This is a genomic window from Pseudomonas ficuserectae, from assembly GCF_024584585.1.
Classification (GTDB): Bacteria; Pseudomonadota; Gammaproteobacteria; order Pseudomonadales; family Pseudomonadaceae; genus Aquipseudomonas; species Aquipseudomonas amygdali.
This window is the reverse complement of sequence record NZ_CP085684.1, coordinates 3,411,155-3,436,745: the sequence shown is the minus strand read 5'-3', so window position 1 is coordinate 3,436,745 and position 25,591 is coordinate 3,411,155. Positions and strand designations below refer to the sequence as shown.

Genomic DNA, 25,591 nt, shown 5'->3' with positions numbered 1-25,591 from the left:
AGAACCGTTTGGCTAACCTGCGGGTGTTAGCTGCGCCTTGATGCTGGCTTCAGAGAAAAATCATGGAAAAAGTCCTCATTATTACCGGTGGCTCGCGCGGAATCGGCGCAGCCACTGCGCGTCTGGCCGCTGTACAGGGCTATCGGATCTGTATCAATTATCTGTCTGATCATGCCGCAGCCGAAAAGACGGCAGGGCAGGTCAGGGCCCTGGGTGCTCAGGCGATCACCTTGCAGGCCGACGTCAGCAACGAAGACGAGATTATGCGCCTGTTCTCCAGGGTCGATTCGGAACTCGGCCGCGTTACCCATCTGGTCAACAATGCAGGCACGCTCGCTCAGGCTTCAAGAGTCGAGGACATGTCCGAATTCCGAATGCTCAAAATGATGATGACCAACGTCGTCGGACCTATGCTGTGCAGCAAACATGCCTTGTTACGCATGCTGCCGAGTCACGGCGGGCACGGTGGCAGTATCGTCAACGTATCCTCGCTCGCGGCCCGCTTGGGCTCGGCGGGAGAATATGTGGATTACGCCGCTTCGAAAGGTGCGCTGGACACGTTCACCATCGGGCTTTCCAGGGAAGTGGCCGGGGAGAACATTCGCGTCAACGCGGTGCGGCCGGGGTTTATCTTCACCGACTTTCACGCCCTGAGCGGCGATCCGTTCCGCGTCAGCAAACTCGAGGGCGCACTGCCCATGGGCCGTGGCGGTACGGCGGAGGAAGTGGCCGAGGCCATTCTCTGGCTGCTGTCGGACAACGCGTCGTATGCCACAGGAACGTTCATCGATCTGGCGGGCGGGCGCTGAAGGCGTGCATGGTCTGGCAAGCGCCTTCAGATACCGCTTACTGATTCGTCACACCGTTACAGGTGGCGCATTGGCGGGCGGGTCGCCTAACGGTGTTTGATCGGGGGGCTGTGTTGAGGGCGGTGGCTCCTGCTCGGGTACGGGCTCGGGCAGAACAGGGTCGTCGATGTTTGGATCAGGTACTTCTACTGGATTGGGTAGAGTCATGGTTGCAGCCTCCTTGTTGACCCTTTTTACGCCCCCCCGGCCTGATTGATGATTCAATTGATTTGAACCGGATAACCCTTGCCCGATTGTTCTGCCCTGCGTTTGGCTCATGTTCAATTCGCCCACCTGACAACCTCAAAACCTTTGAACTTTACCTTCGTTGACCGCTCGGAACCTAGGCAGCTGAATTCGACGAGTCTTCTGCATTTCGCGATTGTCCGCTGCCATACCGTCAATTTTTCCATTGCATGGAATGCACAGGAGCGTCCCTGGGGCGTGAGGAGTGATGCTCGATGAGTGAACAGCCATACGGTCCGGATTCCCTGGCCACCGATGTACCGCACCCAACCCAACCCTTGTCACTGACCCAGGCGCTGCAATTGCCCCGCATCGTGATCGAAGACACGCTGCCAGTGATCGACGGTGGCCTGTTTGCGGCCAAGGCGATCATCGGGCAACCGGTCACCGTGACCAGCAAGGTCTACGCCGACGGGCACGACAAAATGGCGGTCAATATCCGCTGGCGTGCTGCCGATGAGGACACCTGGCATAGCGCGCCAATGCACGAACTGGGCAATGACAGCTGGGTCGGTGAGTTCACCCCGACTTCGGTCAGTCGCTATGTGTTTCGCCTTGAAGCCTGGATCGATCAGTTCGGCAGCTATCGTTATGAACTGGACAAGAAGTTCGGCGCTGGCGTGCCTGTCGACCTGGAACTGGAAGAGGGGCGCATTCATCTGGTGCATGCCGCTGAGCGCAGCCAGCACGAGCAGCGCCAGCAGATTGAAAGCCTGCTAGGTCAGCTGGAGCAGGGCGATAAAGACGAGAAAGTCGCGTTGCTGTTGCACAGCGAAACCGCATACCTGATGAAGCTGGCTGATAATCAGGCTTTCCTGAGTCGTAGCGTTGAATTTCCGCTGGATGTCGAGCGTGAGCTGGCCCAGTTCGCCAGCTGGTACGAGCTGTTTCCTCGCTCGATCACTGATGACCCTGCGCGCCACGGCACCTTCAACGATGTCCATTCGCGTCTGCCGATCATCCGCGACATGGGTTTCGACGTGTTGTACTTCCCGCCGATTCACCCTATCGGCCGTGCCCATCGCAAGGGGCCGAACAACTCTCTGACCGCAGGGCCGGATGATCCGGGCAGCCCGTACGCAATTGGCAGTGAGGATGGCGGCCATGAAGCCATTCACCCACAGTTGGGCAGCCGTGAAGACTTCCGTAACCTGGTGAAGGCTGCGGCCGATCACGGGCTGGAAATCGCACTGGACTTCGCCATTCAATGTTCGCAGGATCACCCTTGGCTCAAGCAGCATCCGGGCTGGTTCTCATGGCGTCCGGACGGCACGATCCGCTATGCGGAAAACCCGCCGAAGAAGTATCAGGACATCGTCAACGTCGATTTCTACGCGCCTCATGCCATCCCTGGTCTGTGGTTGGAATTGCGTGACATCGTTCTGGGCTGGGTGAATGAAGGCGTGAAGATTTTCCGCGTCGATAATCCGCACACCAAGCCGCTGCCTTTCTGGCAGTGGATGATCGGCGAGGTGCGCAATCAGCATCCTGAGGTCATGTTCCTTGCCGAAGCGTTCACCAAGCCTGCCATGATGGCGCGGCTGGGCAAGGTCGGTTACAGCCAGAGTTACACGTATTTCACCTGGCGCAACACCAAGGCAGAGCTGTCCGAGTATTTCACCCAGCTCAACGAAGTGCCTTGGCGTGACTGCTATCGCCCGAACTTTTTTGTCAACACACCTGATATCAACCCGCGCTTCCTGCACGAGTCTGGCCGTCCTGGATTTCTGATCCGTGCAGCGCTGGCCACCATGGGCTCCGGGCTGTGGGGCATGTATTCGGGGTTTGAGTTGTGTGAAGCGGCACCGATTCCCGGCAAGGAAGAGTATCTGGACTCGGAAAAGTACGAGATTCGCGTTCGGGACTATGCCGCACCGGGCAACATCATTGCCGAGATCGCCCAGCTTAACCGCATTCGCAGGCAGAACCCCGCGCTGCAAACGCACTTGGGCTTGAAACTGTATAACGCGTGGAATGACAACATTCTGTACTTCGGCAAGCGTTCGGCGGATGGCAGCAACTTCATTCTGATTGCCGTCAACCTTGACCCCTTCAACGCACAGGAAGCAGATTTCGAGCTGCCGCTGTGGGAAATGGGCCTGCCGGATGACGCGGCGACGTCGGGTGAAGACCTGATGACCGGACACCGCTGGACCTGGTACGGCAAGTATCAGCACACGCGTCTTGATCCATCACAACCGTTTGGAATCTGGCGTATCCAGGCTGCGCAATAACACTCCCAAGGAGTCAGTAATGGCCAAGAAGCCCGGTGACGCGACATTCATCAAAGACCCGCTCTGGTACAAGGATGCGGTGATTTACCAGGTTCATGTGAAATCGTTCTTCGATTCCAATAACGACGGGATCGGCGATTTCGCGGGCTTGATCGAAAAGCTCGACTACATTGCCGCGCTTGGGGTCAACACCATCTGGTTGCTGCCGTTCTACCCGTCGCCGCGCCGGGACGATGGCTACGATATTTCCGAATACCGCGATGTGCATAGCGATTACGGCACCATGGCCGATGCCAAGCGCTTCATTGCCCAGGCGCACAAGCGTGGCCTGCGGGTGATCAGTGAGCTGGTTATCAACCATACGTCCGACCAGCACCCGTGGTTTCAGAAAGCGCGTCATGCCAAGCCCGGCTCCAAGGCACGGGATTTCTATGTCTGGTCGGACACCGACCAGAAGTACGACGGCACGCGGATCATTTTTCTCGACACAGAAACGTCCAACTGGACCTGGGACCCGGTCGCCGGGCAATACTTCTGGCACCGCTTTTACTCTCACCAGCCGGACTTGAACTTCGATAACCCGCACGTACTGGATGCGGTGCTTGAAGTCATGCGCTTCTGGCTGGACCTGGGCATTGACGGTTTGCGTCTGGACGCTATCCCGTACCTGATCGAACGCGATGGCACCAATAACGAGAACCTTCCGGAAACCCATCAGGTGCTCAAGCGTATTCGCGCCGAGATCGATGCGAACTACCCGGACCGCATGCTGCTGGCCGAGGCCAATCAATGGCCGGAAGACACCCAGCTGTATTTCGGCGACAGCAAGGGGCCGGATGGCGACGAATGTCACATGGCGTTTCACTTCCCGCTGATGCCGCGCATGTACATGGCGCTGGCGCAGGAAGACCGCTTTCCGATCACCGATATTCTGCGCCAGACACCGGAAATTCCGGAGAATTGCCAGTGGGCGATTTTCCTCCGCAACCACGACGAGCTGACCCTGGAAATGGTGACGGATCGTGAGCGTGATTACCTCTGGAATTACTATGCCGCTGACCGCCGCGCGCGGATCAACCTGGGTATTCGTCGACGCCTGGCACCGCTGGTTGATCGGGACCGCCGCCGGGTCGAACTGTTGAACAGCATGCTGTTGTCGATGCCCGGCACGCCGACGTTGTATTACGGTGATGAGATCGGCATGGGCGACAACATCTATCTAGGCGACCGGGATGGTGTGCGTACGCCGATGCAGTGGTCGATCGACCGCAACGGCGGCTTTTCGCGGGCCGACCCGGCCAGCCTGGTATTGCCGCCGATCATGGACCCGATGTACGGCTTTCAGTCGGTCAACGTCGAAATTCAGGAGCGTGACCCGCACTCGCTGCTGAACTGGAATCGACGCATGCTGGCGGTGCGCAAACAGCAGAAGGCATTCGGGCGTGGCACGCTGAAAATGCTCTCGCCGTCGAACCGCCGCATTCTTGCGTATACCCGCGAGTACACGGCACCCGATGGTCACAGCGAAGTGGTGTTGTGTGTTGCCAACGTTTCCAGCGCCGCTCAGGCTGCTGAGCTTGAGCTGTCGGCTTACGCAGGCACAGTGCCGGTGGAAATGCTCGGTGGCAGCGCATTTCCGCCTATCGGGCAGTTAAGCTATTTGCTGACGCTCCCGCCGTATGGTTTTTACTGGTTTTTACTGGCTTCGGAGAATCAAATGCCCAGTTGGCACGTTGAACCCGCGCAGAGCATGCCGGACTTCCCGACTCTGGTGCTCAAGAAGCGCCTTGAGGAGTTGCTCGAAGAGCCGCTGCGCAGCACCATGGAAAAAACGTCACTGGCTGTTTATTTGCCAAAACGCCGCTGGTTCGCAGGCAAGGGCAAGGACATAGAGCAGGTCAATATCGCGTATGCGGTGCGTTTCGGCGATGAGGCGCACCCTGTGTTGCTCAGCGAAATAGAAGTGACTGCAGACGGCCAGACCGATCGCTATCAGCTGCCATTCGGCTTGCTCGCCGAAGACGACATCAGCAGCGCGTTGCCACAGCAACTGGCACTTGCCAGAGTGCGGCGTAATCGTGATGTAGGGCTGATCACCGATGCGTTCACTCTGGAAACCTTCATTCGTGCAGTGATTCAGGGCATGCAGTCGGATACGGTCATCCCCTGCGCTGACGGCGAGTTGCGTTTCGAGCAAAGTTCGCAGCTGGCACCGCTCGCCCTCACCGCAGAGTCGGAAGTGCGCTACCTGTCTGCCGAGCAGTCGAACAGCTCGGTGGTCGTCGGTGGCAGCCTGGTGCTCAAACTGATTCGTAAAGTCAGTGCCGGGACGCACCCGGAGCTGGAAATGGGTGCTTTCCTGACCAACGCTGGCTTCAAGAATATCTCGCCGTTGCTGGGCTCTGTGGTGCGTGTCGGCAACGACGGAAAACCGAATCTGCTGATGATTGCCCAAGGCTACCTGAGCAATCAGGGTGACGCTTGGGAGTGGACACAGAACAATCTGGAACGCGCAGTACGCGATGAGTTGGCGCATGGCGTTTCCGGCCAGGAACAGCATTACAATGCGTTGCTGGAGCTGGCGGACTTTTCGCGTAGCCTTGGTCAGCGTCTCGGTGAAATGCACCAGATTCTGGCGTCGCCTACCGACAATGCAGACTTCGCTGTTGAAGTCACCAGCAGTCAGGACAGCAAGGCCTCCGGAACCAGCGTCAATGCTCAGCTTGAGCGCGCCTTGCAACTGCTTGAGCAGCGCAAGGGCGATCTGGAACAGGACGATCAGCAACTGGTCAGCGATTTGCTTGCACAGCGCAAGCAGATTCGTCAGCGCGTCGAAGGTCTGGCCAAGCGCTCGGCAGGTGGCCTGCGGATTCGCGTGCATGGTGACTTGCACCTCGGGCAAGTGCTGGTGGTCAAAGGCGATGCCTACCTGATCGATTTCGAGGGTGAACCGGCCCGCGCACTTGAAGAACGCCGTGCCAAGCACAGCCCGTTCAAGGACGTCAGCGGTATTTTGCGCTCGTTTGACTACGCTGCCGCCATGGCAGTACGCAGCGCACAAAGCGTCGATACCTCGCCTGAGGCTGCCGGTGCTCGCAAACGTGTCGCCGAGACCTACCTGGCGCAGGCGCGGGAAGCCTTTATCGAAGGTTATCGCTCGGCAACGAGCGGAATGGCCCATGCCTGGAAAGATGCAAAAGGGGAGGACGCCGCACTGGAATTGTTCACCCTTGAAAAAGCTGCTTATGAAGTGATCTACGAAGCCGAGAATCGTCCAGCCTGGTTGGCCGTTCCCTTGCAAGGCTTGCGTGGGTTGCTGCAACCGTCTGATGGAGAGCCAATATGAGTGCGCCTCACAAAACCGGCACAGGCCGCCGCGCGATTCCCGCTGCTGCGGACCTCGACGCGCTGATCCGCGCGGAACACCGTGATCCTTTCTCGATCCTGGGTCCGCACGGTGACGGCGGCAGCGGGCAATGCGTTCGTGCCTATCTGCCCGCTGCGTTGAGCGTGCGTCTGCTGGCCAAAGATGATGGTCGCGAGCTGGGCGAGATGGAAATGAGCGAGGTGCCGGGGTTTTTCGTCGGTCATCTCGAGCAGCCACAGCCTTACCTGCTGAAAATCCAATGGGCTGGCGGCGAGCAGATCACCGAGGACCCTTACAGCTTCGGTCCACTGCTGGGCGAGATGGACCTTTATCTGTTTGCCGAAGGCAACCACCGCGACCTGAGCAGTTGCCTGGGCGCGCAAGTGACCAACGTCGATGGCGTCGACGGTGTGCGCTTTGCGGTCTGGGCGCCGAATGCCCGCCGTGTGTCGGTGGTCGGCAGTTTCAACAGCTGGGATGGTCGTCGTCACCCGATGCGCCTGCGTCACCCGACCGGCGTATGGGAGATTTTCGTTCCGCGTCTGCAGCCCGGTGAAGTCTACAAATACGAGATCCTCGGTGCCCACGGGATTCTACCGCTGAAAAGCGACCCTATGGCTCTGGCCACTACGCTGCCGCCCGACACCGCGTCAAAGGTCTCTGCGCCACTGCAATTCGAGTGGAACGACCAGGAATGGCTGCAATCACGGACAGGCCGCCACGATGTTGCCGCGCCGCTGTCGATCTACGAACTGCACGCAGGCTCGTGGCAGATGGAGCAGCACGAAGACGGTCAATGGCGACAGTACAACTGGCGCGAGCTGGCTGACCGCTTGATTCCCTATGTGAAGGAACTCGGCTTCACCCACATTGAGCTGATGCCGATCATGGAGCACCCGTTCGGGGGGTCATGGGGCTATCAGTTGCTGGCCCAGTTTGCACCGACTGCTCGCTACGGTTCGCCGGAAGATTTCGCCGCGTTCGTTGACGCCTGTCATCGGGCTGAAATAGGCGTGATTCTTGACTGGGTGCCTGCGCATTTCCCGACCGATACCCACGGCCTGGCGCAGTTCGACGGCACCGCGCTGTACGAGTACGCCGACCCCAAGGAAGGCTTCCATCAGGACTGGAACACGCTGATCTACAACCTGGGGCGCACCGAAGTTCACGGCTTCATGCTGGCCTCGGCGTTGCACTGGCTCAAGCATTATCACATTGACGGTCTGCGAGTGGATGCAGTGGCTTCGATGCTGTACCGCGACTATTCGCGTAATGCTGGCGAATGGGTGCCGAATCGCTTTGGCGGCCGAGAGAATATCGAAACCATCGACTTCCTGCGTCATTTGAACGACGTAGTTGCGCTGGAAGCCCCTGGGACCATGGTTATTGCGGAAGAGTCGACCGCGTGGCCAGGTGTCAGCGAGCCGACCCAGCAGGGTGGGCTAGGCTTCAACTACAAGTGGAACATGGGCTGGATGCATGATTCGCTGCAGTACATGGAGGAGGACCCGATCAATCGCGGACACCACCACGGCAAGCTGAGCTTCAGCCTGGTGTACGCGTGGTCAGAGCGCTTCGTACTGCCTATTTCCCATGACGAAGTGGTACACGGCAAACATTCGCTGATCGACAAGATGCCGGGTGACCACTGGCAGAAGTTCGCCAACCTGCGCGCTTATCTGTCGTTCATGTGGACGCACCCGGGCAAGAAACTGCTGTTCATGGGCTGTGAATTCGGTCAGTGGCGTGAGTGGAATCACGACCGTGAACTGGACTGGTACTTGATGAAATACGCTGAACATATTGGCGTGAAGAAGCTGGTCAGCGACCTGAACCGAATCTATCGTCAGGAAAAGGCGTTGCACCAGCGCGATGCTGATCCAGCGGGCTTCCAGTGGCTGATCGGCGACGACCAGGCCAATAGCGTGTTTGCCTACCTGCGCTGGAGCAATGATGGCGAGCCGCTGCTGGTGGTGGCCAACATGACGCCAGTGCCGCGCCTGGATTATCGTGTCGGCGCGCCGGTGTCAGGTGCATGGACTGAGTTGCTGAACAGCGACGCGGAAACCTACGCAGGTTCTAACATGGGCAATGGTGGGGAAGTGAACACCGAAGACGAGCCAGCACATGGGATGGAGGCTTCACTGAAACTGAACCTGCCGCCGCTTGCCGTGCTTATCCTCAAACCGAAGAAAGACTGACCAGGGTGCATCCCCGCGCTGACGGTCGCATTACCACACCAGCCTGAAACCCAGGCTGGTGTTCACTCCCTCCGTTCCTTGTTCGCCCAGATCAACAAGGTAATCAGCGCTCCAGTGCAGACTGGCCTTGCTGCTCAATGTCGCTATCATCCCGGCGCCGATACTGCCCGTCGTTGATCGATGCTCGGTTCTTATCTGATCTGCATGATCGAATGTCAGCGTGTCATGGCCGTCTTTGGTGTGCCAGAGGTTGGCTCGCAGATAAGGCGCTATCGGTACGCTACTGAATTGATAGCGCCCCTTGAAACGTATGCCGATGCGCCCTGTGGTGTAAGACTGACTGTCGAATCCGAGATGGGCAATGCCGTCATGCTGATCCTGAAGGTCTATGCGTTGGTAGATGATCTGTAGCTGAGGCTCTGCAACCCAGCGCTGTGAGAGTGGCAGCGGATACCCGGCCTCTGCAGACAGGCTCATCACATGGCCTTCAATGTCGACGCCTGTGCCCCTGACGGAGCGGCTGCGGCCGTCCAGGCGAGTGCCCATCGCGACTGCGTCAACGTACCCGCCACCGGGTGTCGTCAGCGTCCAGTAGGCGCCCAGGCTTTCCCCGTTCAGTTTCAGATGGCCTGTTTCGTAGTTTCTGAAACCTTCAGCAAAACCCTTCACCTTGCCATCCAGACGGTTATGGGCGACGAACAGCCCGACGCGCTGGCTCCGCCCGCTTTCCAAGTGCCAGGCATACAGATCATGGCCGATCTGGTAGCCCTTGAATGAAGCGTCCAGGCTTGGGCTCACGTCTCCAGACCAGCGTTGCCTGAAGTCGCTGCCAAACACACGTGCCCATCCGGCAGGCGCCATGCCGTATTGGGCCAGTAGCGCCTGATCACCCTGGCGCTCATGAAAGGTGCCCAGCGAACTCAGCGCCAGGACCGCAGCGCTTGGCGCTGCCACTGAATAGTTGGCGACCTCGGGGCGGTACAACGCGATGGGCGCGGCTCCGCGAACGGGTTCCGGCAGTGGCGGTGTTCCGATCGCGGGCACTGGCAGTGCGGCTGCCGGGAGGACCGGGGCCGGGGTGGTCGGCGCAGGCTCAGGCTCAGGGTTTGGGAGCGGGGCGGGCACAGGTTGCGGTGTTGGTGTCGGCTCGGGAGCAGGTTCGGGAGTCGGCTCAGGTGTCGGCTGTGCAGGTTCGGGGAGGGGCTCGACAGGGGGCGGCGCTGGCGTTGGCGGCGCAATCACCGTAGAGCGCAGGAACCAGCTGTTCTCCGAGCCGGCAGTGGCGCCGCCCTTGAACAGGTAATACTGATAAGCGCCTGCAGACAGCGGACTTTGCAACGAAAAGGCGCTGCTATCGCTGGTTGCACCGTTGATGGCTTGTACCACTTCAATGCCGTTGCCAAGGGTCAGGGCGCCCAGCCCACCCGCGTTGCTGACGATCATGCGCGTAGAACCACTGATCCTACCCTGTGCCACCACCAGTCGGTCGCTGGCGGATGCATCATCGCCCAGTGCCGAGAGCAACAGCAGCCGCCCGTTCTGGCCGGTGTAATTGCCGTTCACCGTCAATGTGCCAGTGAGCGCGCGTCCTGCATCGCTCACGTCCAGCGTTCCGGCATTCTCCAGTGAAGCGAGGGATGCGGCGCGCAAGGGCGCAATGCTGCCCGAGGTCGAGATCAGCGTACTGGTGGAATCAATGTTCAGAACGCCGGTGTTACTCACGCCGTCACCAAGGACCAGCTTACCGGCCAGATTCAGCTGCGAGCCGTTACTCACGTTGACCGTCTCCCAGTTGGCATAGCGACCCGGCTGCGACGATACAGCGTTGTCGAAAGTCAGCGCGTCATTGCCAGGGCCGCCGTCAAGCAACGGATTGGCGCTCAGGTAATATTCGCTCAGGTTGTACAGCCGCGCCGCATCATCGCCGTCGGCCATCAACACACTGTTGCGGGCGTAGCCACCGTTCAGCCAATTGAAGCTGTCATTACCGGCGCTGGCACGAACTTCACCACGAATATCGCCACCGCTGAGGGTGATCAGGTCGTCGCCGCCGCTGACGCTGACATTGCCGCCCACAGAGCCGCCCAAGAGGGTGATCGTATCCCTGCCAAAGCCGGTTACCAGATTGTTGATGATCGTGCCACCGGACATCTCGAACACGTTGTTGTCGAGCTTCATGTCAACTCGGCCAATGCTGCCGCCGGTCATCACCGCAACGTCGCCGTCCTCGAACGCACGAGTGATGGTGCCTCCGGTCATCAGAAAGGTATCTCGCCCGTCGCCCTGTGCCAGCGAGCCCAGCGTACCGCCGCTCATGAAAAAGTCGTCGGGATCGTCGCCCTGGTTCAGGCCGCCGCTGATCTCGCCCGCCGACAGCGTGAATGAGTCGATTCCGGCACTCTGGGTGACGTTGCCGAGAATACGGCCTGACTGCATATCAACGCTGTCGATTCCTGACCCATAGCTGATATCGCCGGCGACCGTGCCTGTTCCGCCTTTGGGAAATATCAGAATGTGATTGCCGCTCAGACCGATAAATGAGCCGCTGATGTCACTGTCGCAGACTTGAGCGCCGGACGACGTCGAGGACTCAAGTGCGCAGGCTCCCTCCGCACAGGACGGAATAATGGCCAGCATAATGAATGGCAGAACATTACGGGTGTGGTACAGATGAATACAACGAATTTTCATGACAGCTCTCCCGGCCAGGCAGGCAGCAGGGAGGCAATCGAAACGGATCAAGGCGCCAGACTGCCACGCTCAGTGACGTCGCCCCAAGGCTGGCGACGGTCGCTTTGCGGGCCTGTTTTCAAGGCCCGCAGTACGAAGTCAAGAGGTCGTTGGTCGATGCGTCAAGAAGTTGACCGACCGGTGGCGAGATTTAAACTTTTGCTACCAACTATTGGAATTACAAGTAAAAAACTTATGCGCTAAAGGTAGTGTTCATGCTGGATATGTTTGGTTGGCGGTGCGGCGTGATAACCAGATTGTCAGCGCCAGCGCGCACACCGACAGCAACGCCGCGTAAAAAAATATCCAGTCATAGCCCTGACCCAAGGCAATAGCCCCCATTACAGGGCCGGCAATTGCCAAGGCCAGATCGAAGAACACAGCGTAGGCACTCAGGCCTGCGCCTCGGCTGGGGGTAGGTACGCTTTTGATCGCTTCCACGCCCAGCGCCGGGTAGACCAGTGAAAGCCCCACACCGGTCAGTCCGGCCCCAGCCAGAGCAATGCCGCTGCTCGGTGAAAGCCAGAGCATCAGCAGTCCGCAGATCTCCACAGCCATGCAGAAGATGGCCGCGTTGTAGCCGCCGAGCCGGTTGATGGCACCGATGAACAGCAGGCGGGCGAGGATAAAGCACACGCCAAACATGCTCAGGCAATAGGCCGCACCTTCCCAGCCGCGGCTTAGATAAAACAGGGTGATGAAGGTGGTCAGCGTGCCGTAGCCGATGGAGGACAACGTCAGTCCCAGACCATAAGGCGCGATCCGGCCGAACACTGACCAATAGGGCAGGCGCTCACCGACTACGACCGGTACCGATGGCTTGTTGCGGATCAGCCAAAGTGCCAGCCCTGCCATCACGATCAAGGCGACCCCCAGGCTGTTGAAACCCTCGGCATCGATGACAATCACGCCCAGCGGTGCACCAATGGCTATCGCACCATAGGACGCGATGCCGTTCCACGAGATTGATCGGGCCGTATGTTCTGCGCCGAGTTTGCCGATGCACCAACTGATAGTGCCAACTCCGATAAGCCCTTGGGAAACGCCGAGAAACAGTCGCGCAACGATCAGAATCGACAGGCTCAACGTGGCGAACTCCTGAAGCAGCGTTGCCAGTAACGTCATGCTGCCACTGATGACGATGCCCCACAGTCCGAACACGATAGAGCGCTTGCTGCCCAGCGTGTCGGTCGCCCGGCCGGCAAAAGGTCGACTCAGCAGCGTTGCCAGGTATTGCGAGGCAATGGTCAGGCCTGCAATCAACGGGCTGAAACCCAGCTGGTCGTGAACATAACCGGGCAGCACCGCAATAGGCAGGCCGATGCACAGGAAGGCGATGAACGTGTAGAAAACGATGGAAACGATCTGCAGGGTAATCGTCATGGAACTGGAGTGTGCGGCAGGCATTGGGCTCTTCGCTGGCAGGCGGTGGGAGTGCCTCATCATGGCGTGCACTGTGACTAAAAGAAAGCAGGCTAACGGTTTTATGGGGGCTGATTATCAGGCAGTTGCTGTTCTGTAGATATGGTCATAGGATGACTGATCACACCACAATAATAAAAAGGTTCACCATGAGAAATATTCTGTTGCTGGCCGCTGCAGTCGGTTGTTCGTTTGGCCTGCCTGCCCAGGCAGCCACGTTTGCTTACATTTCCAGTCCCACTGACGGCCTTATATCCCAATACCGTCTGGATGAGCAGAGCGGCGCGCTCAGCCTGGTCGAGCAGACCAAAGCCGGAGACCAGGTCAATCCGATGGCCATCTCACCGGACGGCAAAGCGTTATTTGCAGCGCTGCGTTCCAAGCCTTATCAAGTGCTGAGTTTCAGCATCGAGCCTGCAACAGGGCATCTCAAGCCGCTGAGCCAGGCACCATTGGCCGAGAGCCTGGCCTATTTGTCTACCGATCGCAGCGGGCGCTTCCTGTTCGGCGCATCCTATGGTGCCGATTTGCTCAGCGTACAGCCCATCGATGCGCAACACCGCCCAAGCGACAGTATCCAGACCTACAAGACCGGCATGCATGCGCATTCGGTGCGCACCGACCCGAGCAACCGTTTTGTATACGCCGGTAATCTTGGCGTTGATCGTGTTCTGCAATACCGGCTGGAGCCAAAAGACGGCAAGCTTGTTCCCATTGGCGAGGGCTACGTTGCCGTTGCCGCTAATAACGGCCCGCGCCACTTGGCATTCTCTTCCGATGGCAAATTTCTGTACGTGGTTGGCGAAATGAGTGGCACCGTAACTGCCTTCGCGATCAACCAGAAAACCGGTGCGTTGAAGCAGACAGGCGAGGCGGACGGTATCCCGAAACGCTTGAACCTGGCGCCGGGCCAGGCCCGTGATGCGCGCAACAACGATCTCAAGGACGATCCCACCCCGCGTATCTGGGCGGCAGACATTCGCCTCGCGCCGAATGGCAAGTGGCTGTTTATCAGCGAGCGCACTACCAGCAGCGTGTCGGTGTTCAAGGTCGAGCCTGCCAGCGGCCAGGTGACGTTTGTTGAAAACTATCCGGTGCAGGAAAAACAGCCACGCAATATCGCTGTGTCACCCAATGGGCGCTGGTTGCTGGTGAGCGGTGAGAAAAGCGACAAGGTCGGCAGTTACGCCATTGCGGCGAACGGTGCCTTGCAGCGGGTCAGCGAAGCGCCCTCGGGCAAGGGTGCGTTGTGGATTGAAATGCTCAGCCAGCCGGGCCAGTAGCGGTTTTGAAAATAAAAAGCCCTGTCACAAGACAGGGCTTTTTGCTGTAGCAGTCTGACAGGCTTAGAACGAAACGCCCTGGCTGCGCAGGTAGTCGTCGTAGGTACCGCTGAAGTCGATCACGCCGCTTGGGCTGAGTTCGATGATGCGGGTTGCCAGCGAGGACACGAACTCGCGGTCGTGGCTGACGAAAATCAGGGTGCCCGGGTAGTTTTCCAGCGCAAGGTTCAGCGCTTCGATGGATTCCATGTCCAGGTGGTTGGTCGGTTCGTCCATCACCAGCACGTTCGGTTTTTGCAGGATCAGCTTGCCGAACAGCATGCGGCCCTGTTCACCACCGGAAATCACTTTGACCGACTTGAGGATCTCGTCATTGGAGAACAGCATGCGGCCCAGAGTGCCACGTACCATTTGCTCGCCGCCTTGCGTCCACTGGCCCATCCAGTCGAAGAGGGTAGATTCGTCTTCAAAATCGTGAGCATGGTCCTGAGCGTAGTAACCGATTTCCGCTGCCTCGGTCCACTTGACCGTGCCTGCATCGGGTTGCAACTCGTTGACCAGGGTGCGCAGCAGGGTGGTCTTGCCGATGCCGTTCGGACCGATGATTGCAACACGTTCGCCGGCTTCGACCTGGAAGCTGAAGTCCTTGAACAGTGTCTTGCCATCGAAGCCTTTGGCCATGCGATCGACAATGACCGCCTGACGGTGCAGCTTTTTGGTTTGTTCGAAACGAATGAACGGGCTGACACGGCTGGACGGCTTGACCTCGGCCAGCTGGATCTTGTCGATCGCCTTGGCTCGGGACGTGGCCTGCTTGGCTTTCGATGCGTTGGCCGAAAAGCGGCTGACGAACGATTGCAGCTCGGAGATCTGTGCCTTCTTCTTGGCGTTGTCGGACAGCAATTGCTCGCGGGACTGGGTCGCGACGGTCATGTACTCGTCATAGTTGCCCGGGAACAGGCGCAACTCGCCGTAATCCAGGTCGGCCATGTGCGTGCACACGCTGTTCAGGAAGTGACGGTCGTGGGAGATGATGATCATCAGGCTGTTGCGCTGGGTGAGGATGTTTTCCAGCCAGCGAATGGTGTTGATGTCCAGGTGGTTGGTCGGTTCGTCGAGCAACAGCACTTCCGGATCGGAGAACAGTGCCTGCGCGAGCAGAACGCGCAGTTTCCAGCCGGGCGATACTTCGCTCATAGGACCGTTGTGCTGTTCGATGCCGATACCCAGGCCCAGCAGCAATTCGCCGGCACGGGACTCGGCAGTGTAGCCGTCCATTTCCGCAAATTCGGTTTCCAGCTCGGCCACGGCCATGCCGTCGTCTTCGCTCATTTCCGGCAGCGAGTAGATGCGGTCGCGCTCGGCCTTGACCTTCCACAGCTCTTCATGGCCCATGATCACGGTGTCGAGTACCGTGAATTCTTCGTAGGCGAACTGATCCTGGCGCAGCTTACCCAGTCGTACGTTCGGCTCCAGCATCACCTGACCGCCCGAAGGCTCGAGGTCGCCACCGAGGATTTTCATGAAGGTGGACTTGCCGCAGCCGTTCGCGCCAATCAGGCCGTAACGGTTACCGGCGCCAAACTTGACCGAGACATTCTCGAACAAGGGTTTGGGGCCGAACTGCATTGTGATGTTAGCTGTGGAGATCAATTACTTTACCTATCAATAACTTGGGCAATAACTGGGGAGCGCTGGTGTCAGCGGTGTCGTGTTCGAGACACGACCGGAGCTGTTCAGCCTGCTCCGCCTGAGCATGAGCTGATCCAACGGGCATACGTCTACAGCAACGGCAGCCTGCCATGGCCGCGTTGCCGGGATATGAATGTGGGGGTTCATGCCAGACATTGGCGCGCATTGTCGCATAGGTCGGGCGGCAGTGACATGGTGGACAGTGCCGGATTGCCGAGTTGTCCACGTTCCGGCCTGCTCAGGAGCCTGTTGGGTAGCCTTGCTCAAAGCGTGTGCACAAGGCAGAGGCAGGCGCGATTTCAAAAGAAGTCGCAGAAGAAAGATACTGAGTCGTCAAATTGTCTGATCGGGAGGTCGTTTACGTTCGGCTAGCGCTCTAACGGGCAACGCTCACTTTAAGTCGAGCCTCATCAATGCTCAACTTGGGAATGACTTCATCCGGAACTCGCGAGCTGTCGGATAAATTGAACACTTGAAAATCATCCCCGACTACATGCTTCGACATAAGTTCCAGTGACGGGAGAATTCTTGATTCGTAGTGCTGGTCCAGTCCACAAGGCGAGCACACATCTGTCGACGATTCATAGAATCGGCCTGCAGACTGGTTCATATCAAAGCCCACGAGAAAGACGCTGTCAAAACCAAGGTGATAAGACAATTGCAAGGCGAGATACATGACCGTGCGAGCGTCGAAAAACCCCAATTCCAGGTTTTTGCTGAAGCCGATATCCCTGCTTCTATGACTCCATAAAGACACTTTTCTGACCAGTGCGTCGTCTCGTGAGCAGAGCGCCGCAACCGTGGATAACCTCGGTGATTTCTTCAGCGCATAGGCGCGCCCGGAAGGCCTGGGAATGCCGGAGCTGAACTGGTCTTCCCAGAGGCCGACATTCTCGCTTTCGCGCATTGCCGCGGCGAACAGCTCGGGCTGCTGGTTGGGAAAGTCCCGGTCAGTACACACGTAGAACAATGGCTTGATGTTCGTTTCTGCAAACATCGAGAACGCCCCGTTCATGGTAATCATGGGGACGTCCGAAAAATCTTGAATCGGGAAGTTTCGGGCAGATTGACCTGAGCCAATCAGAAGAACCGGGCCTTTTCTGGTGCCTCTACATTTGCCGAAATCAAGTACGCGGGTCGGCTTCGGAGTGTGGTCTTCAGCCGATTTGCGAAGATAAGCAGTCGCATTGATGGATTGACTAGTCATGACTACCCTGTAAGCACTAGTGGCAAATTAGTTGGGACATTTTGCGCGCAATACTACTGGCTGGTGGCCATTAGTTCAACATCAAAGAGTCTCAAAAGCGTACCATACTGGAAACATCACGCCACAGATTGATGACTCATTTTTGAGAATTTGCTATTCCTTTACAATGTTCTCGGATGTAAGGCATGGCGCGCGGCATTGTTTAATGTTGATTGGCCAGTATCAAACTAGTGGTAAATGCTCCTGCCGCTAGATGCACTTAACGCAACAATACTGTGTATGCACACAGTCTTGGCGCTGTGCGAGGGAAGGAAGGCGGGAGAGGGTGAGGCTGCAAGGCCCGGCATTACCGGGCCTCCTTGTTGTGGCGAATTTATTGATGGCTAATCGGATTTCCGTTCCTGCCGCTTCCTCCTGAACCAGCTCCCCAGCGCGTGGAAAGGGTGAATGAACATCGCAATCGCTCCGAGCAGAAAGACGATGGAGACAAGGATCAGGCCCAGGCCCTCGTGTGCAAACATAGTGATTGACTCCTGTTGTTCACTTTGTCGGTCCGCTGAAGACTAGCCGCTGAAACGTTTCACCTCATGAAGAAATGTTAATGAACTTTCCTGGCGGGCACCGCGAGGCGAGCTTTTGCCTGGCTAGTGCTGTCGCACCGAAGCTATGAAGTACTCGCGTTTGTTGACTCAAATAGCTGAGAAGGAGCGGATTTTCCGTGAGCCGGTCTGGGGACGGGACTTCTCAAAATTCACCCGTCGCGGAACTAGATGAGGTGACGACGAGACTATAAGCACGCTCGCGTTCATCGGGCCGTGCCTATGAGCGCGCATTCTCATCACCCGGAGGTTCCTGACATGAAGTCCCTTTTCCGTCCAGTCTTGCTGCTGGCTGTTGCTTTACCCCTGTTGCTGACTGGCTGCGGGGATAAGGAGCCCGAACAACGCACTGCGTTCACTCAGTTTCTGCAAACCCGAATTATCGACAAGCCAGGTGTGCACGTTCCCAAACTGACGGACGATGAAAAGAAAGCCTTTGGTGACTACAGCTCGCACTATGCCGTTATTTCCGACTTCGGCGCGGGCATGGACACTGCAGTGCAGCCTCTCGCTGGCTTGATGCAGAAAGGATCCTTTCGCTCGGTAAGCGATGTCATTCAACGTCGCGCAGACCTGGCTGCCGTGCAGACAGGTCTGGATGAGGTCGGCGAGAAGTTGACCATCGAGCAGGGCAAGGCCGATGCGGCACATGCCAAACTCAAGCAGCCCGATGACTTGAAAGTCGTTTACGACAAGGCTTATGACCGGACTGTGAGCGTGCCCGCCAACACGTTCCGTGAAGTCTTGCCGCAAATAAAGGGCACGTTTTCGAGCGGCCTGAAGGTTGCCGATTATGTGGACGCGCACAAATCGCAAATCGATATCTCCGGTTCGGCGATAACCGTCAAGGATCCGGTCGTACAGGCTGAACTCAACAAATTGCTGCAAGAGCTGAACGAGCAGGGCAAAAACGCTCAGCAGGCTCAGGCTCGCCTGCAATCGCTCATGACCGGTCGCTGAGACTGATCTGGCGGCTTGCCCCGGCCTTGTTGCCGGGCCAGGCCGTGTGTCGGGTATGATTCGCGTGTCTGTTTGCCTGACCCAGGGTCTGCCTGTTTGATAATCAAACCTCTCTCATCGACGATTGCCCTGCGTGAAGCAGTGCCCGCTGACGCTATATGCCTGAGCGCGCTGGGCATGCAGGTCTTTCTCGACACCTACGCAACGCAGGGCATCCGTGAGTCCATCGCACGCGAAGCCTTCGACGCGTTCTCCCCGCAGGCGTTTGCGCGTCTGCTTGGCAAACCGGAAGCGCTCATTATCGTGGCTGAATCCCTAGGGCATCTGATCGGCTTCGCTCAGGTAACGCTGTGCGTCGATCACCCGATGCTCGGCGTATCAACGGCTGCCGAGTTGCAACGCCTCTATGTGCAGGAACGTTTCACTGGATGTGGAGCAGGGCGACTGTTACTCGAAGCCGCCGAGCAGCGCGCTACGGCCAGAAAGGCGGCGTTGATGTGGGCGACTGTCTGGGTTGGCAACCCGCGCGCGTTGGGGTTTTACCCGCGGCAGGGTTATGAAGTGAAAGGTTCGCCACGTTATGAGTTTCAGGGCGAAACGCATGAGAATAGGCTATTCGCCAAACTGCTCGGCGGGTCAAATCTGACGCGGAATTCTGTTTGATCAACGATTGCAGATGTGTGTCCCTGTGAGCGCAGCGGAACTCCGTGACGCCTCACAAGACTCGCGTTTATCCTTGCGCATCATTCTGAGCATTGTTGCCTTCAAGGAGTCGTTGCAGTGACCACCATCAAAATTACCGCGGGCGGATACGAGTTTCTGGCCGAAGCCAATCCGGATGCGCCGCAAACGGTGGAAGCGTTTCTCAAGCTGCTGCCTTATCGGCAGAAATTCATCCATGTGCGCTGGAGTGGTGAGGGCTGCTGGGTGCCACTGGATGATTATCAATTGAAGCTGGATGACACGTTGATCGGTTTCGAGAACGCGACCAGTCATCCTTCTGTGGGCGACATTCTGTTCTATCCGGGCGGTTACAGCGAAACCGAGATTATCCTGGCGTACGGTTCGTGCTGTTTCGCCAGCAAGATGGGGCAGCTGGCCGGCAATCACTTTCTGACCATCACTCAAGGCAAGGAAAACTTGCGCAAACTGGGCGTCAAGACGCTTTGGGAAGGCGCTCAGGATGTGGTTTTCGAGCTGGCCTGAGCCTGCGGTTATTGCGCAGTAGTCATTTGCCAACATTTCTCGGAACTGCTGATCTTCGCCAGGGGTCTAGTCCACAATGCTTCCAGCTCCCGGAAGCCGACCTGGAGACAAGACCTTGAATATCTTTGAAGCATTGCGTGAAAGCCATGATCGTCAGCGCGGTTACGCTGACGCACTGATCCAGACCAGCGGCGACAGTGTCGAACGGGAAAAAGCCTACAAACAGCTCAAGGATGAGCTTCAGGCTCACGAGACAGCCGAAGAGCGGTTTTTCTACATTCCCCTGATGGCCCACGACAACGGCGTGGACCTTAGTCGCCATGCCATTTCCGAGCATCATGAAATGGACGAGATGATGGAAGAGCTCGATGAAGCCGAGATGTCGAGCCCGGCCTGGCTGGCGACTGCGAAAAAGTTGTCGGAAAAAGTGCATCACCACTTGAAGGAAGAAGAGCAGAAGTTCTTTCAGATGGCGGGCAAGTTACTTGATGAAAAGCAGAAACAGAGCCTGGCTGGCGAATACGTGAAGGAATACGAAGAGCAATTGGCTGAGGGGTAATAGGCCCGTGCAGTGCTAGAATCGGCTTTTTCATTAGCGAAGGCACGACATGAAGCTTCTGTTTTTGACGAGCGCAACGGTGATTGCGGCAACGGTTCTGGCCGGGTGCGCAGCGCCTTCAAACTCAGCACGTGCGGCAGGGCCATTCAAGGTCCTGTCGAGTGCCAAGCAGGATGCCGCCGTTGCCCAGTGCATTCAGGTGACCTGGCAGAACGAAGCGATGTTTGGCACATCTTCAGATGTGTTCCTGCATGATCTTTCCGGTGGCGGCTTCACCGTGTTCACTACCGAATCCAGGTATTTCGCAGACGTACACGCCAAAGGTCCTGCCACTGCTGTCGAGTTCTACGCCCCGCAGGGCGATACCCAGGCCGCCTTGCGATCTGCTGCGATTGCTACCTGCCTCTGACTGAATCTCTTGCCAATGCTCCCGCATTGGCAAGTAGTTCGTGGCGCTTTGCCTCCTATCTTCACTGCGGCGCGACCATTGCGCCTGCACCAGTACTGCGTACTCGATAGCGCGCGCGCACAAGAGTGGGGCCTTACCACTCAAACGTGACAAATGGTAGCGATGCCCTCAAGCCGTAATATCACCCAGCCATCAATTCCTTCATCTCCAGCCTTTTGATTTGCCTCGACATTTTTATGCGGTGTTTTTCGCAGGCCTCGTATGGCACACTTTCTGCTGTCTATTCCGTTGTTACACACCATTGTCCGCTATAGCGGAATAAAAATACTTCGGCGGAGTCTATGTCATGCATCGCGGACCTTCTTTTGTGAAAGCTTGTGCATTTGTCCTTGCAGCCTCATTCACGCTGGCCAACGCGGCTCAGGCCGCCGAAGGCAGCAAGCTGGATGCAGTATTGAAGCGTGGCAATCTGGTGGTGGGTACAGGCAGTACCAATGCCCCATGGCATTTTCAGGGAGCGGACGGCAAGTTGCAGGGTTTCGATATCGACATCGGCAGGATCATCGCCAAGGGCCTGTTCAATGACCCGAGCAAGGTCGAGTTCGTGGTGCAGTCCTCGGATGCGCGAATTCCCAACCTGCTGACCGACAAGGTCGACATCAGTTGCCAGTTCATCACCGTTACCGCCAGTCGTGCACAGCAGGTGGCGTTCACCTTGCCGTACTACCGCGAAGGCGTAGCGTTGTTGCTGCCTGCCAACAGCAAATACAAGGAAATAGATGACCTTAAAGCCGCAGGCGACGGCGTGACCGTTGCCGTGCTGCAGAACGTATATGCCGAAGAACTGGTGCATCAGGCACTGCCCAAGGCCAAGGTCGATCAGTACGACAGCGTTGACCTGATGTACCAGGCGATCAACTCGGGGCGCGCCGACACGGCAGCCACCGATCAGTCTTCAGTGAAGTACCTGATGGTGCAGAACCCTGGGCGCTACCGCTCGCCGGCTTTTGCCTGGAGCCCGCAAACTTACGCTTGTGCCGTCAAACGTGGCGACCAGGACTGGCTGAACTTCGTCAACACCGCGTTGCATGAAGCCATGACCGGTGTCGAGTTCCCGGCTTACGCCGCCTCGTTCAAGCAATGGTTCGGTGTCGATCTGCCGGTGCCTGCAATCGGTTTTCCGATGGAATACAAATAAGTCCACTCTGACCTTCAAGGGCAGGGCAGGCCTTCGGGCTTTCCCTGCCAGGTACGGGCAAGCATGAATTATCAATTGAATTTTGATGCCGTATGGCGTGACTTCCCCAGCTTGCTGGCGGGATTGGGCCTTGGGCTGGAACTGGCCCTGATCTCGATCGCTATCGGCTGTGTGATCGGATTGGCGAACGCATTTGCGCTGTTGTCACGTTACAAGGCACTGCGCATTGTCGCGTCGATCTACGTCACCGTGGTGCGCAACACGCCCATTCTGGTGTTGATCCTGCTGATCTACTTCGCCTTGCCCGGGCTGGGCATTCGCCTGGACAAACTGGCGTCGTTCATCGTCACGCTGTCGCTGTACGCTGGCGCCTATCTGACCGAAGTTTTCCGTGCCGGTTTGCTGAGCATCCACAAAGGTCAGCGCGAAGCAGGGTTGGCCATCGGTCTGGGCGAGTGGCAGGTGAGGGCATACATCATCGTGCCGGTCATGTTGCGCAACGTGTTGCCAGCGCTATCCAACAACTTCATTTCGCTGTTCAAGGACACTTCACTGGCAGCCGCCATTGCGGTGCCGGAGCTGACCTACTACGCGCGCAAGATCAACGTCGAAAGCTACCGGGTGATCGAAACCTGGCTGGTGACTACTGCACTCTATGTAGTGGCCTGCTATGTGATCGCCATGCTCTTGCGCACCCTCGAACAACGTCTGGCGATTCGCCGCTAGGAGGCTGTCATGTATCAACCCCCTGGCTGGTTGCAGGAATTGTGGACCGCGCGAGAAGTGCTCTGGTCCGGCTTTTTGACCAGTATCCAGTGCTCGGCGCTGGCGATTGCTGCGGGCACGCTGATCGGCATGCTGGCCGGTCTGGTGCTGACCTACGGCGGATTCTTCGCACGGTTGCCGATCCGACTCTATGTGGATCTGATACGCGGTACGCCGGTGTTCGTGCTGGTACTGGCAGTCTTTTATATGGTGCCAGCGCTGGGCTGGCAAATCAGCGCGTTTCAAGCTGGCGCAATAGGCCTGACGTTGTTCTGCGGCTCTCACGTATCGGAAATCGTGCGCGGTGCCCTGCAGGCCATTCCCGCTGGCCAGCTGGAGGCTGGCAAGGCGATCGGGCCAGTCGCTGCGCTATGTGTTGTTGCCGCAGGCCATGCGCCAGATCCTGCCGACGTGGGTCAATTCCTCGACCGAGATCGTCAAGGCTTCGACACTGCTTTCAGTCATCGGTGTGGCTGAACTGTTGTTGAGCACTCAGCAGGTGATTGCGCGCACGTTCATGACCCTGGAGTTCTACCTGTTCGCAGGTTTTCTGTTCTTTCTCATTAATTACGCCATCGAGCTTCTTGGGCGGCAAATCGAAAAACGGGTGGCATTGCCATGACACAGACTCATACCGCAACCCCCGGCCCGGCGCTGCTCAGCATTGAAGGCCTGCACAAGTCCTATGGCGCAGTGGAAGTGCTCAAGGGGGTCGATCTGCGTATGCAGAAAGGCAACGTTGTTACCCTGATCGGTTCCAGTGGCTCGGGCAAGACCACCCTGCTGCGCTGCGTCAATCTGCTGGAAGAGTTTCAGGGCGGTCATATCCGGCTCGAGGGGCAGGATATCGGTTACAGCGACGTAGACGGCAAGCGCACCCGTCATCCGGAGCGGGTTATTGCACAGCACCGGGCAATGACTGGCATGGCATTTCAGCAATTCAACCTGTTTCCGCACCTCAGCGCTCTGCAGAACGTGACCCTGGGCCTGCTCAAGGTCAAGAAGATGCCTAAGGATCAGGCCATTGCCCTGGCGGAAAAGTGGCTGGACCGGGTCGGGCTGCTGGAGCGCCGCAATCACTTCCCCGGCCAGTTGTCCGGTGGTCAGCAGCAGCGGGTCGCAATTGCCCGTGCCATTGCCATGAATCCCAGCCTGATGTTGTTCGATGAAGTCACTTCTGCTCTCGACCCGGAGTTGGTCGGCGAAGTGCTGAGCGTTATCAAGGACCTGGCCGAAGACGGCATGACCATGCTGCTGGTGACTCACGAAATGCGTTTCGCCTATGAGGTTTCAGACCAGATTGTATTCATGAATCAGGGGCGCATCGAGGAGCAGGGGCCACCCAAGACACTGTTCGAACAACCGAAATCGACGCGCTTGAGCGAGTTTCTCAAGAACATCCGTTTTTAACGTTTCACGACGTCCAATGCTTCAAGACAAGGAAAAACTCATGACTATTACCCGTTATGGCGCAGGCAGCACCGCAGGGGGCGGCCAGCCACGTCCATTCGCCCGAGCAGTCGAGGCCGACGGCTGGTTGCACGTTTCTGGCCAGGTGCCTGCGCAGGATGGCGAGATTATCGTCGGCGGTATCGTCGAGCAGACCCACCAGACCATGCGTAACCTGATCGCGATCCTCGACGAAGCCGGTTATGCGCTCGAAGACGTAGTACGTGTCGGCGTGTGGCTGGAAGACCCACGGGACTTCTGGAGTTTCAACAAGGTGTTCGGTGAATACTTCAGCCCCGAGCATGCACCGGCGCGCGCTTGCGTGCAGGCCAGCATGATGGTCGACTGCAAGGTCGAAATCGACTGTATTGCTTATAGGCGCAAGTAGCAGCTTCAAGCCATAAACATCGGGTTATCTGGCTTACAGCTCTACTTAAGGAATGAGCCATGACTGAAGACACAATCAAGCGCCGGGCACGTGGACTGGACCGGGCGTTCGATATTCTGGATTTCCTCAAGGAAAAGGCCAGACCCATGCGTCCCAACGAAATTGCCGGCGGAATCGGCAGCCCCAAATCGACGGTTTACGAGCTGGTGGCGTCGCTGCTGGAGCGGCGTATTCTGGAGACGGTCGGCAAGGACGGGCATGTCTACCTTGGCCGCCAGTTGTACTTTCTCGGTCAGGCGCATTTGCGGCACTTCGATTTCACTCGCGAGGCGGAAGTCTGCCTGGGCGAGATCGTCAGCCAGACGCGGGAAACCGCGCAGATGTGCCTGCTCAACGGCCGGAAATACACCGTTGCGCTGATGAAAGAGGGTGAGCGGCATTTCAGGATTTCCTCGGACATCGGTGAAAACGCGCCCATCCCGTGGACCGCTTCCGGGCGTCTGCTGCTCAGCCACCTCAGCGATCAGCAGATCATCGACCTGATTGATCCCGACGATTTCATCCTCCCGGGTGGCGAGCGTCTGCCGCTGGAAACCTTTTTGCGGGAGATCCGTAAGGCAGGCGAAGAGGGTTTCTTCTCCTTCGATAGCGTGGCCGACACCTTCACGCACTGCTTCGCCGCGCCGGTGAAAAACGAGCACGGTCAGTGCATCGCAACCCTGTGCATTGTCGCGCCGCGTGCCGATGCCAAGACCCATTACGACGATTATCGGCGGGTGCTGATCGACAGCGCCAACGGCCTGGCTCGTCGAATCAACGAATAACTGC

20 protein-coding genes and 1 pseudogene are annotated in these 25,591 nt (G+C 57.8%); 16 read left to right on the top strand and 5 right to left on the bottom strand.

All coding sequences use genetic code 11. The annotated features are described in order from the left end of the window. The first annotated feature begins 62 nt into the window (after positions 1–62). On the top strand, positions 63–809 hold the full coding sequence (locus tag LJU29_RS15110; protein WP_002553686.1) for an SDR family oxidoreductase: 747 nt from the start codon (positions 63–65) through the stop codon (positions 807–809). Between the two features lie 48 nt (positions 810–857). Here the strand turns inward: LJU29_RS15110 and LJU29_RS15105 are convergent, their stop codons facing one another. Then, positions 858–1,016, bottom strand: a complete 159-nt coding sequence (locus LJU29_RS15105; RefSeq protein ID WP_080394727.1) for a hypothetical protein — start codon at positions 1,014–1,016, stop codon at positions 858–860. Positions 1,017–1,309: 293 nt separating this feature from the next. Between LJU29_RS15105 and LJU29_RS15100 the strand changes: the two genes are divergently transcribed. The 3 genes from LJU29_RS15100 to glgB are packed head-to-tail and all read left to right on the top strand — an operon-like array spanning position 1,310 to position 8,896. Beyond that, complete coding sequence (locus tag LJU29_RS15100; RefSeq protein WP_257110874.1) at positions 1,310–3,328, top strand: alpha-1,4-glucan--maltose-1-phosphate maltosyltransferase; 2,019 nt, start codon at positions 1,310–1,312, stop codon at positions 3,326–3,328. A gap of 19 nt (positions 3,329–3,347) precedes the next feature. Beyond that, positions 3,348–6,674 carry a maltose alpha-D-glucosyltransferase gene (treS, locus tag LJU29_RS15095; RefSeq protein ID WP_122321384.1) on the top strand — a complete coding sequence of 1,109 codons (3,327 nt, stop codon included), beginning with the start codon at positions 3,348–3,350 and terminating at the stop codon, positions 6,672–6,674. After that, positions 6,671–8,896 (top strand): 1,4-alpha-glucan branching protein GlgB, encoded by a 2,226-nt coding sequence (gene glgB / locus LJU29_RS15090; RefSeq protein ID WP_257110873.1) that lies wholly within the window; start codon positions 6,671–6,673, stop codon positions 8,894–8,896. The genes treS and glgB overlap by 4 nt, the downstream gene beginning before the upstream one ends. A 30-nt stretch (positions 8,897–8,926) precedes the next feature. Here glgB and LJU29_RS15085 read toward each other — a convergent pair whose 3' ends face one another. Then, the gene (locus tag LJU29_RS15085) at positions 8,927–11,587 is read right to left on the bottom strand and encodes an autotransporter family protein (RefSeq protein ID WP_257110872.1); all 2,661 of its coding nucleotides are present in this window, start codon (positions 11,585–11,587) and stop codon (positions 8,927–8,929) included. Between the two features lie 252 nt (positions 11,588–11,839). Further along, entirely contained in the window at positions 11,840–13,033 is a 1,194-nt protein-coding gene (locus LJU29_RS15080) for an MFS transporter (protein ID WP_257110871.1), read from the bottom strand. Positions 13,034–13,197: 164 nt separating this feature from the next. On the opposite strand from LJU29_RS15080, the gene LJU29_RS15075 reads away from it, so the two are divergent. Then, on the top strand, positions 13,198–14,331 hold the full coding sequence (locus tag LJU29_RS15075) for a lactonase family protein (RefSeq protein WP_054996418.1): 1,134 nt from the start codon (positions 13,198–13,200) through the stop codon (positions 14,329–14,331). Positions 14,332–14,394: 63 nt separating this feature from the next. Here the strand turns inward: LJU29_RS15075 and LJU29_RS15070 are convergent, their stop codons facing one another. Both LJU29_RS15070 and LJU29_RS15065 read right to left on the bottom strand, forming a co-directional pair. Beyond that, complete coding sequence (locus LJU29_RS15070) at positions 14,395–15,984, bottom strand: ABC-F family ATPase (protein ID WP_002553692.1); 1,590 nt, start codon at positions 15,982–15,984, stop codon at positions 14,395–14,397. 415 nt (positions 15,985–16,399) lie between these two features. After that, positions 16,400–17,230: a WaaZ-like lipopolysaccharide core biosynthesis protein gene (locus LJU29_RS15065; RefSeq protein WP_054994942.1), complete on the bottom strand. Its 831-nt coding sequence runs from the start codon at positions 17,228–17,230 to the stop codon at positions 16,400–16,402. A gap of 857 nt (positions 17,231–18,087) precedes the next feature. On the opposite strand from LJU29_RS15065, the gene LJU29_RS15060 reads away from it, so the two are divergent. From LJU29_RS15060 to LJU29_RS15010, 11 genes and pseudogenes are all read left to right on the top strand, one after another. Next, positions 18,088–18,789 carry a DUF3053 domain-containing protein gene (locus LJU29_RS15060; protein WP_005732846.1) on the top strand — a complete coding sequence of 234 codons (702 nt, stop codon included), beginning with the start codon at positions 18,088–18,090 and terminating at the stop codon, positions 18,787–18,789. 96 nt (positions 18,790–18,885) lie between these two features. Continuing rightward, positions 18,886–19,452: a GNAT family N-acetyltransferase gene (locus LJU29_RS15055; protein WP_162233761.1), complete on the top strand. Its 567-nt coding sequence runs from the start codon at positions 18,886–18,888 to the stop codon at positions 19,450–19,452. A 117-nt stretch (positions 19,453–19,569) separates the two neighbouring features. Next, positions 19,570–19,995 carry a DUF3830 family protein gene (locus LJU29_RS15050; RefSeq protein WP_054994943.1) on the top strand — a complete coding sequence of 142 codons (426 nt, stop codon included), beginning with the start codon at positions 19,570–19,572 and terminating at the stop codon, positions 19,993–19,995. A gap of 115 nt (positions 19,996–20,110) precedes the next feature. Next, entirely contained in the window at positions 20,111–20,554 is a 444-nt protein-coding gene (locus tag LJU29_RS15045) for a hemerythrin domain-containing protein (protein ID WP_057453527.1), read from the top strand. Between the two features lie 49 nt (positions 20,555–20,603). Further along, entirely contained in the window at positions 20,604–20,963 is a 360-nt protein-coding gene (locus LJU29_RS29350) for a hypothetical protein (protein ID WP_004665522.1), read from the top strand. Between the two features lie 346 nt (positions 20,964–21,309). Beyond that, positions 21,310–22,161: a transporter substrate-binding protein gene (locus tag LJU29_RS15035; protein ID WP_002553699.1), complete on the top strand. Its 852-nt coding sequence runs from the start codon at positions 21,310–21,312 to the stop codon at positions 22,159–22,161. A 63-nt stretch (positions 22,162–22,224) separates the two neighbouring features. Beyond that, on the top strand, positions 22,225–22,887 hold the full coding sequence (locus LJU29_RS15030) for an amino acid ABC transporter permease (protein ID WP_002553700.1): 663 nt from the start codon (positions 22,225–22,227) through the stop codon (positions 22,885–22,887). A gap of 9 nt (positions 22,888–22,896) precedes the next feature. After that, a pseudogene (locus LJU29_RS15025) lies at positions 22,897–23,548 on the top strand (amino acid ABC transporter permease). After that, positions 23,545–24,336, top strand: coding sequence for an amino acid ABC transporter ATP-binding protein (locus LJU29_RS15020; protein ID WP_002553702.1), 792 nt, complete (start codon positions 23,545–23,547; stop codon positions 24,334–24,336). The pseudogene LJU29_RS15025 and the gene LJU29_RS15020 overlap by 4 nt, the downstream one beginning before the upstream one ends. Positions 24,337–24,376: 40 nt before the next feature. Continuing rightward, positions 24,377–24,763 (top strand): RidA family protein, encoded by a 387-nt coding sequence (locus LJU29_RS15015; RefSeq protein WP_002553703.1) that lies wholly within the window; start codon positions 24,377–24,379, stop codon positions 24,761–24,763. A gap of 59 nt (positions 24,764–24,822) precedes the next feature. Next, the gene (locus tag LJU29_RS15010; protein ID WP_005732851.1) at positions 24,823–25,587 is read left to right on the top strand and encodes an IclR family transcriptional regulator; all 765 of its coding nucleotides are present in this window, start codon (positions 24,823–24,825) and stop codon (positions 25,585–25,587) included. The last annotated feature ends 4 nt before the right edge of the window (positions 25,588–25,591 follow it).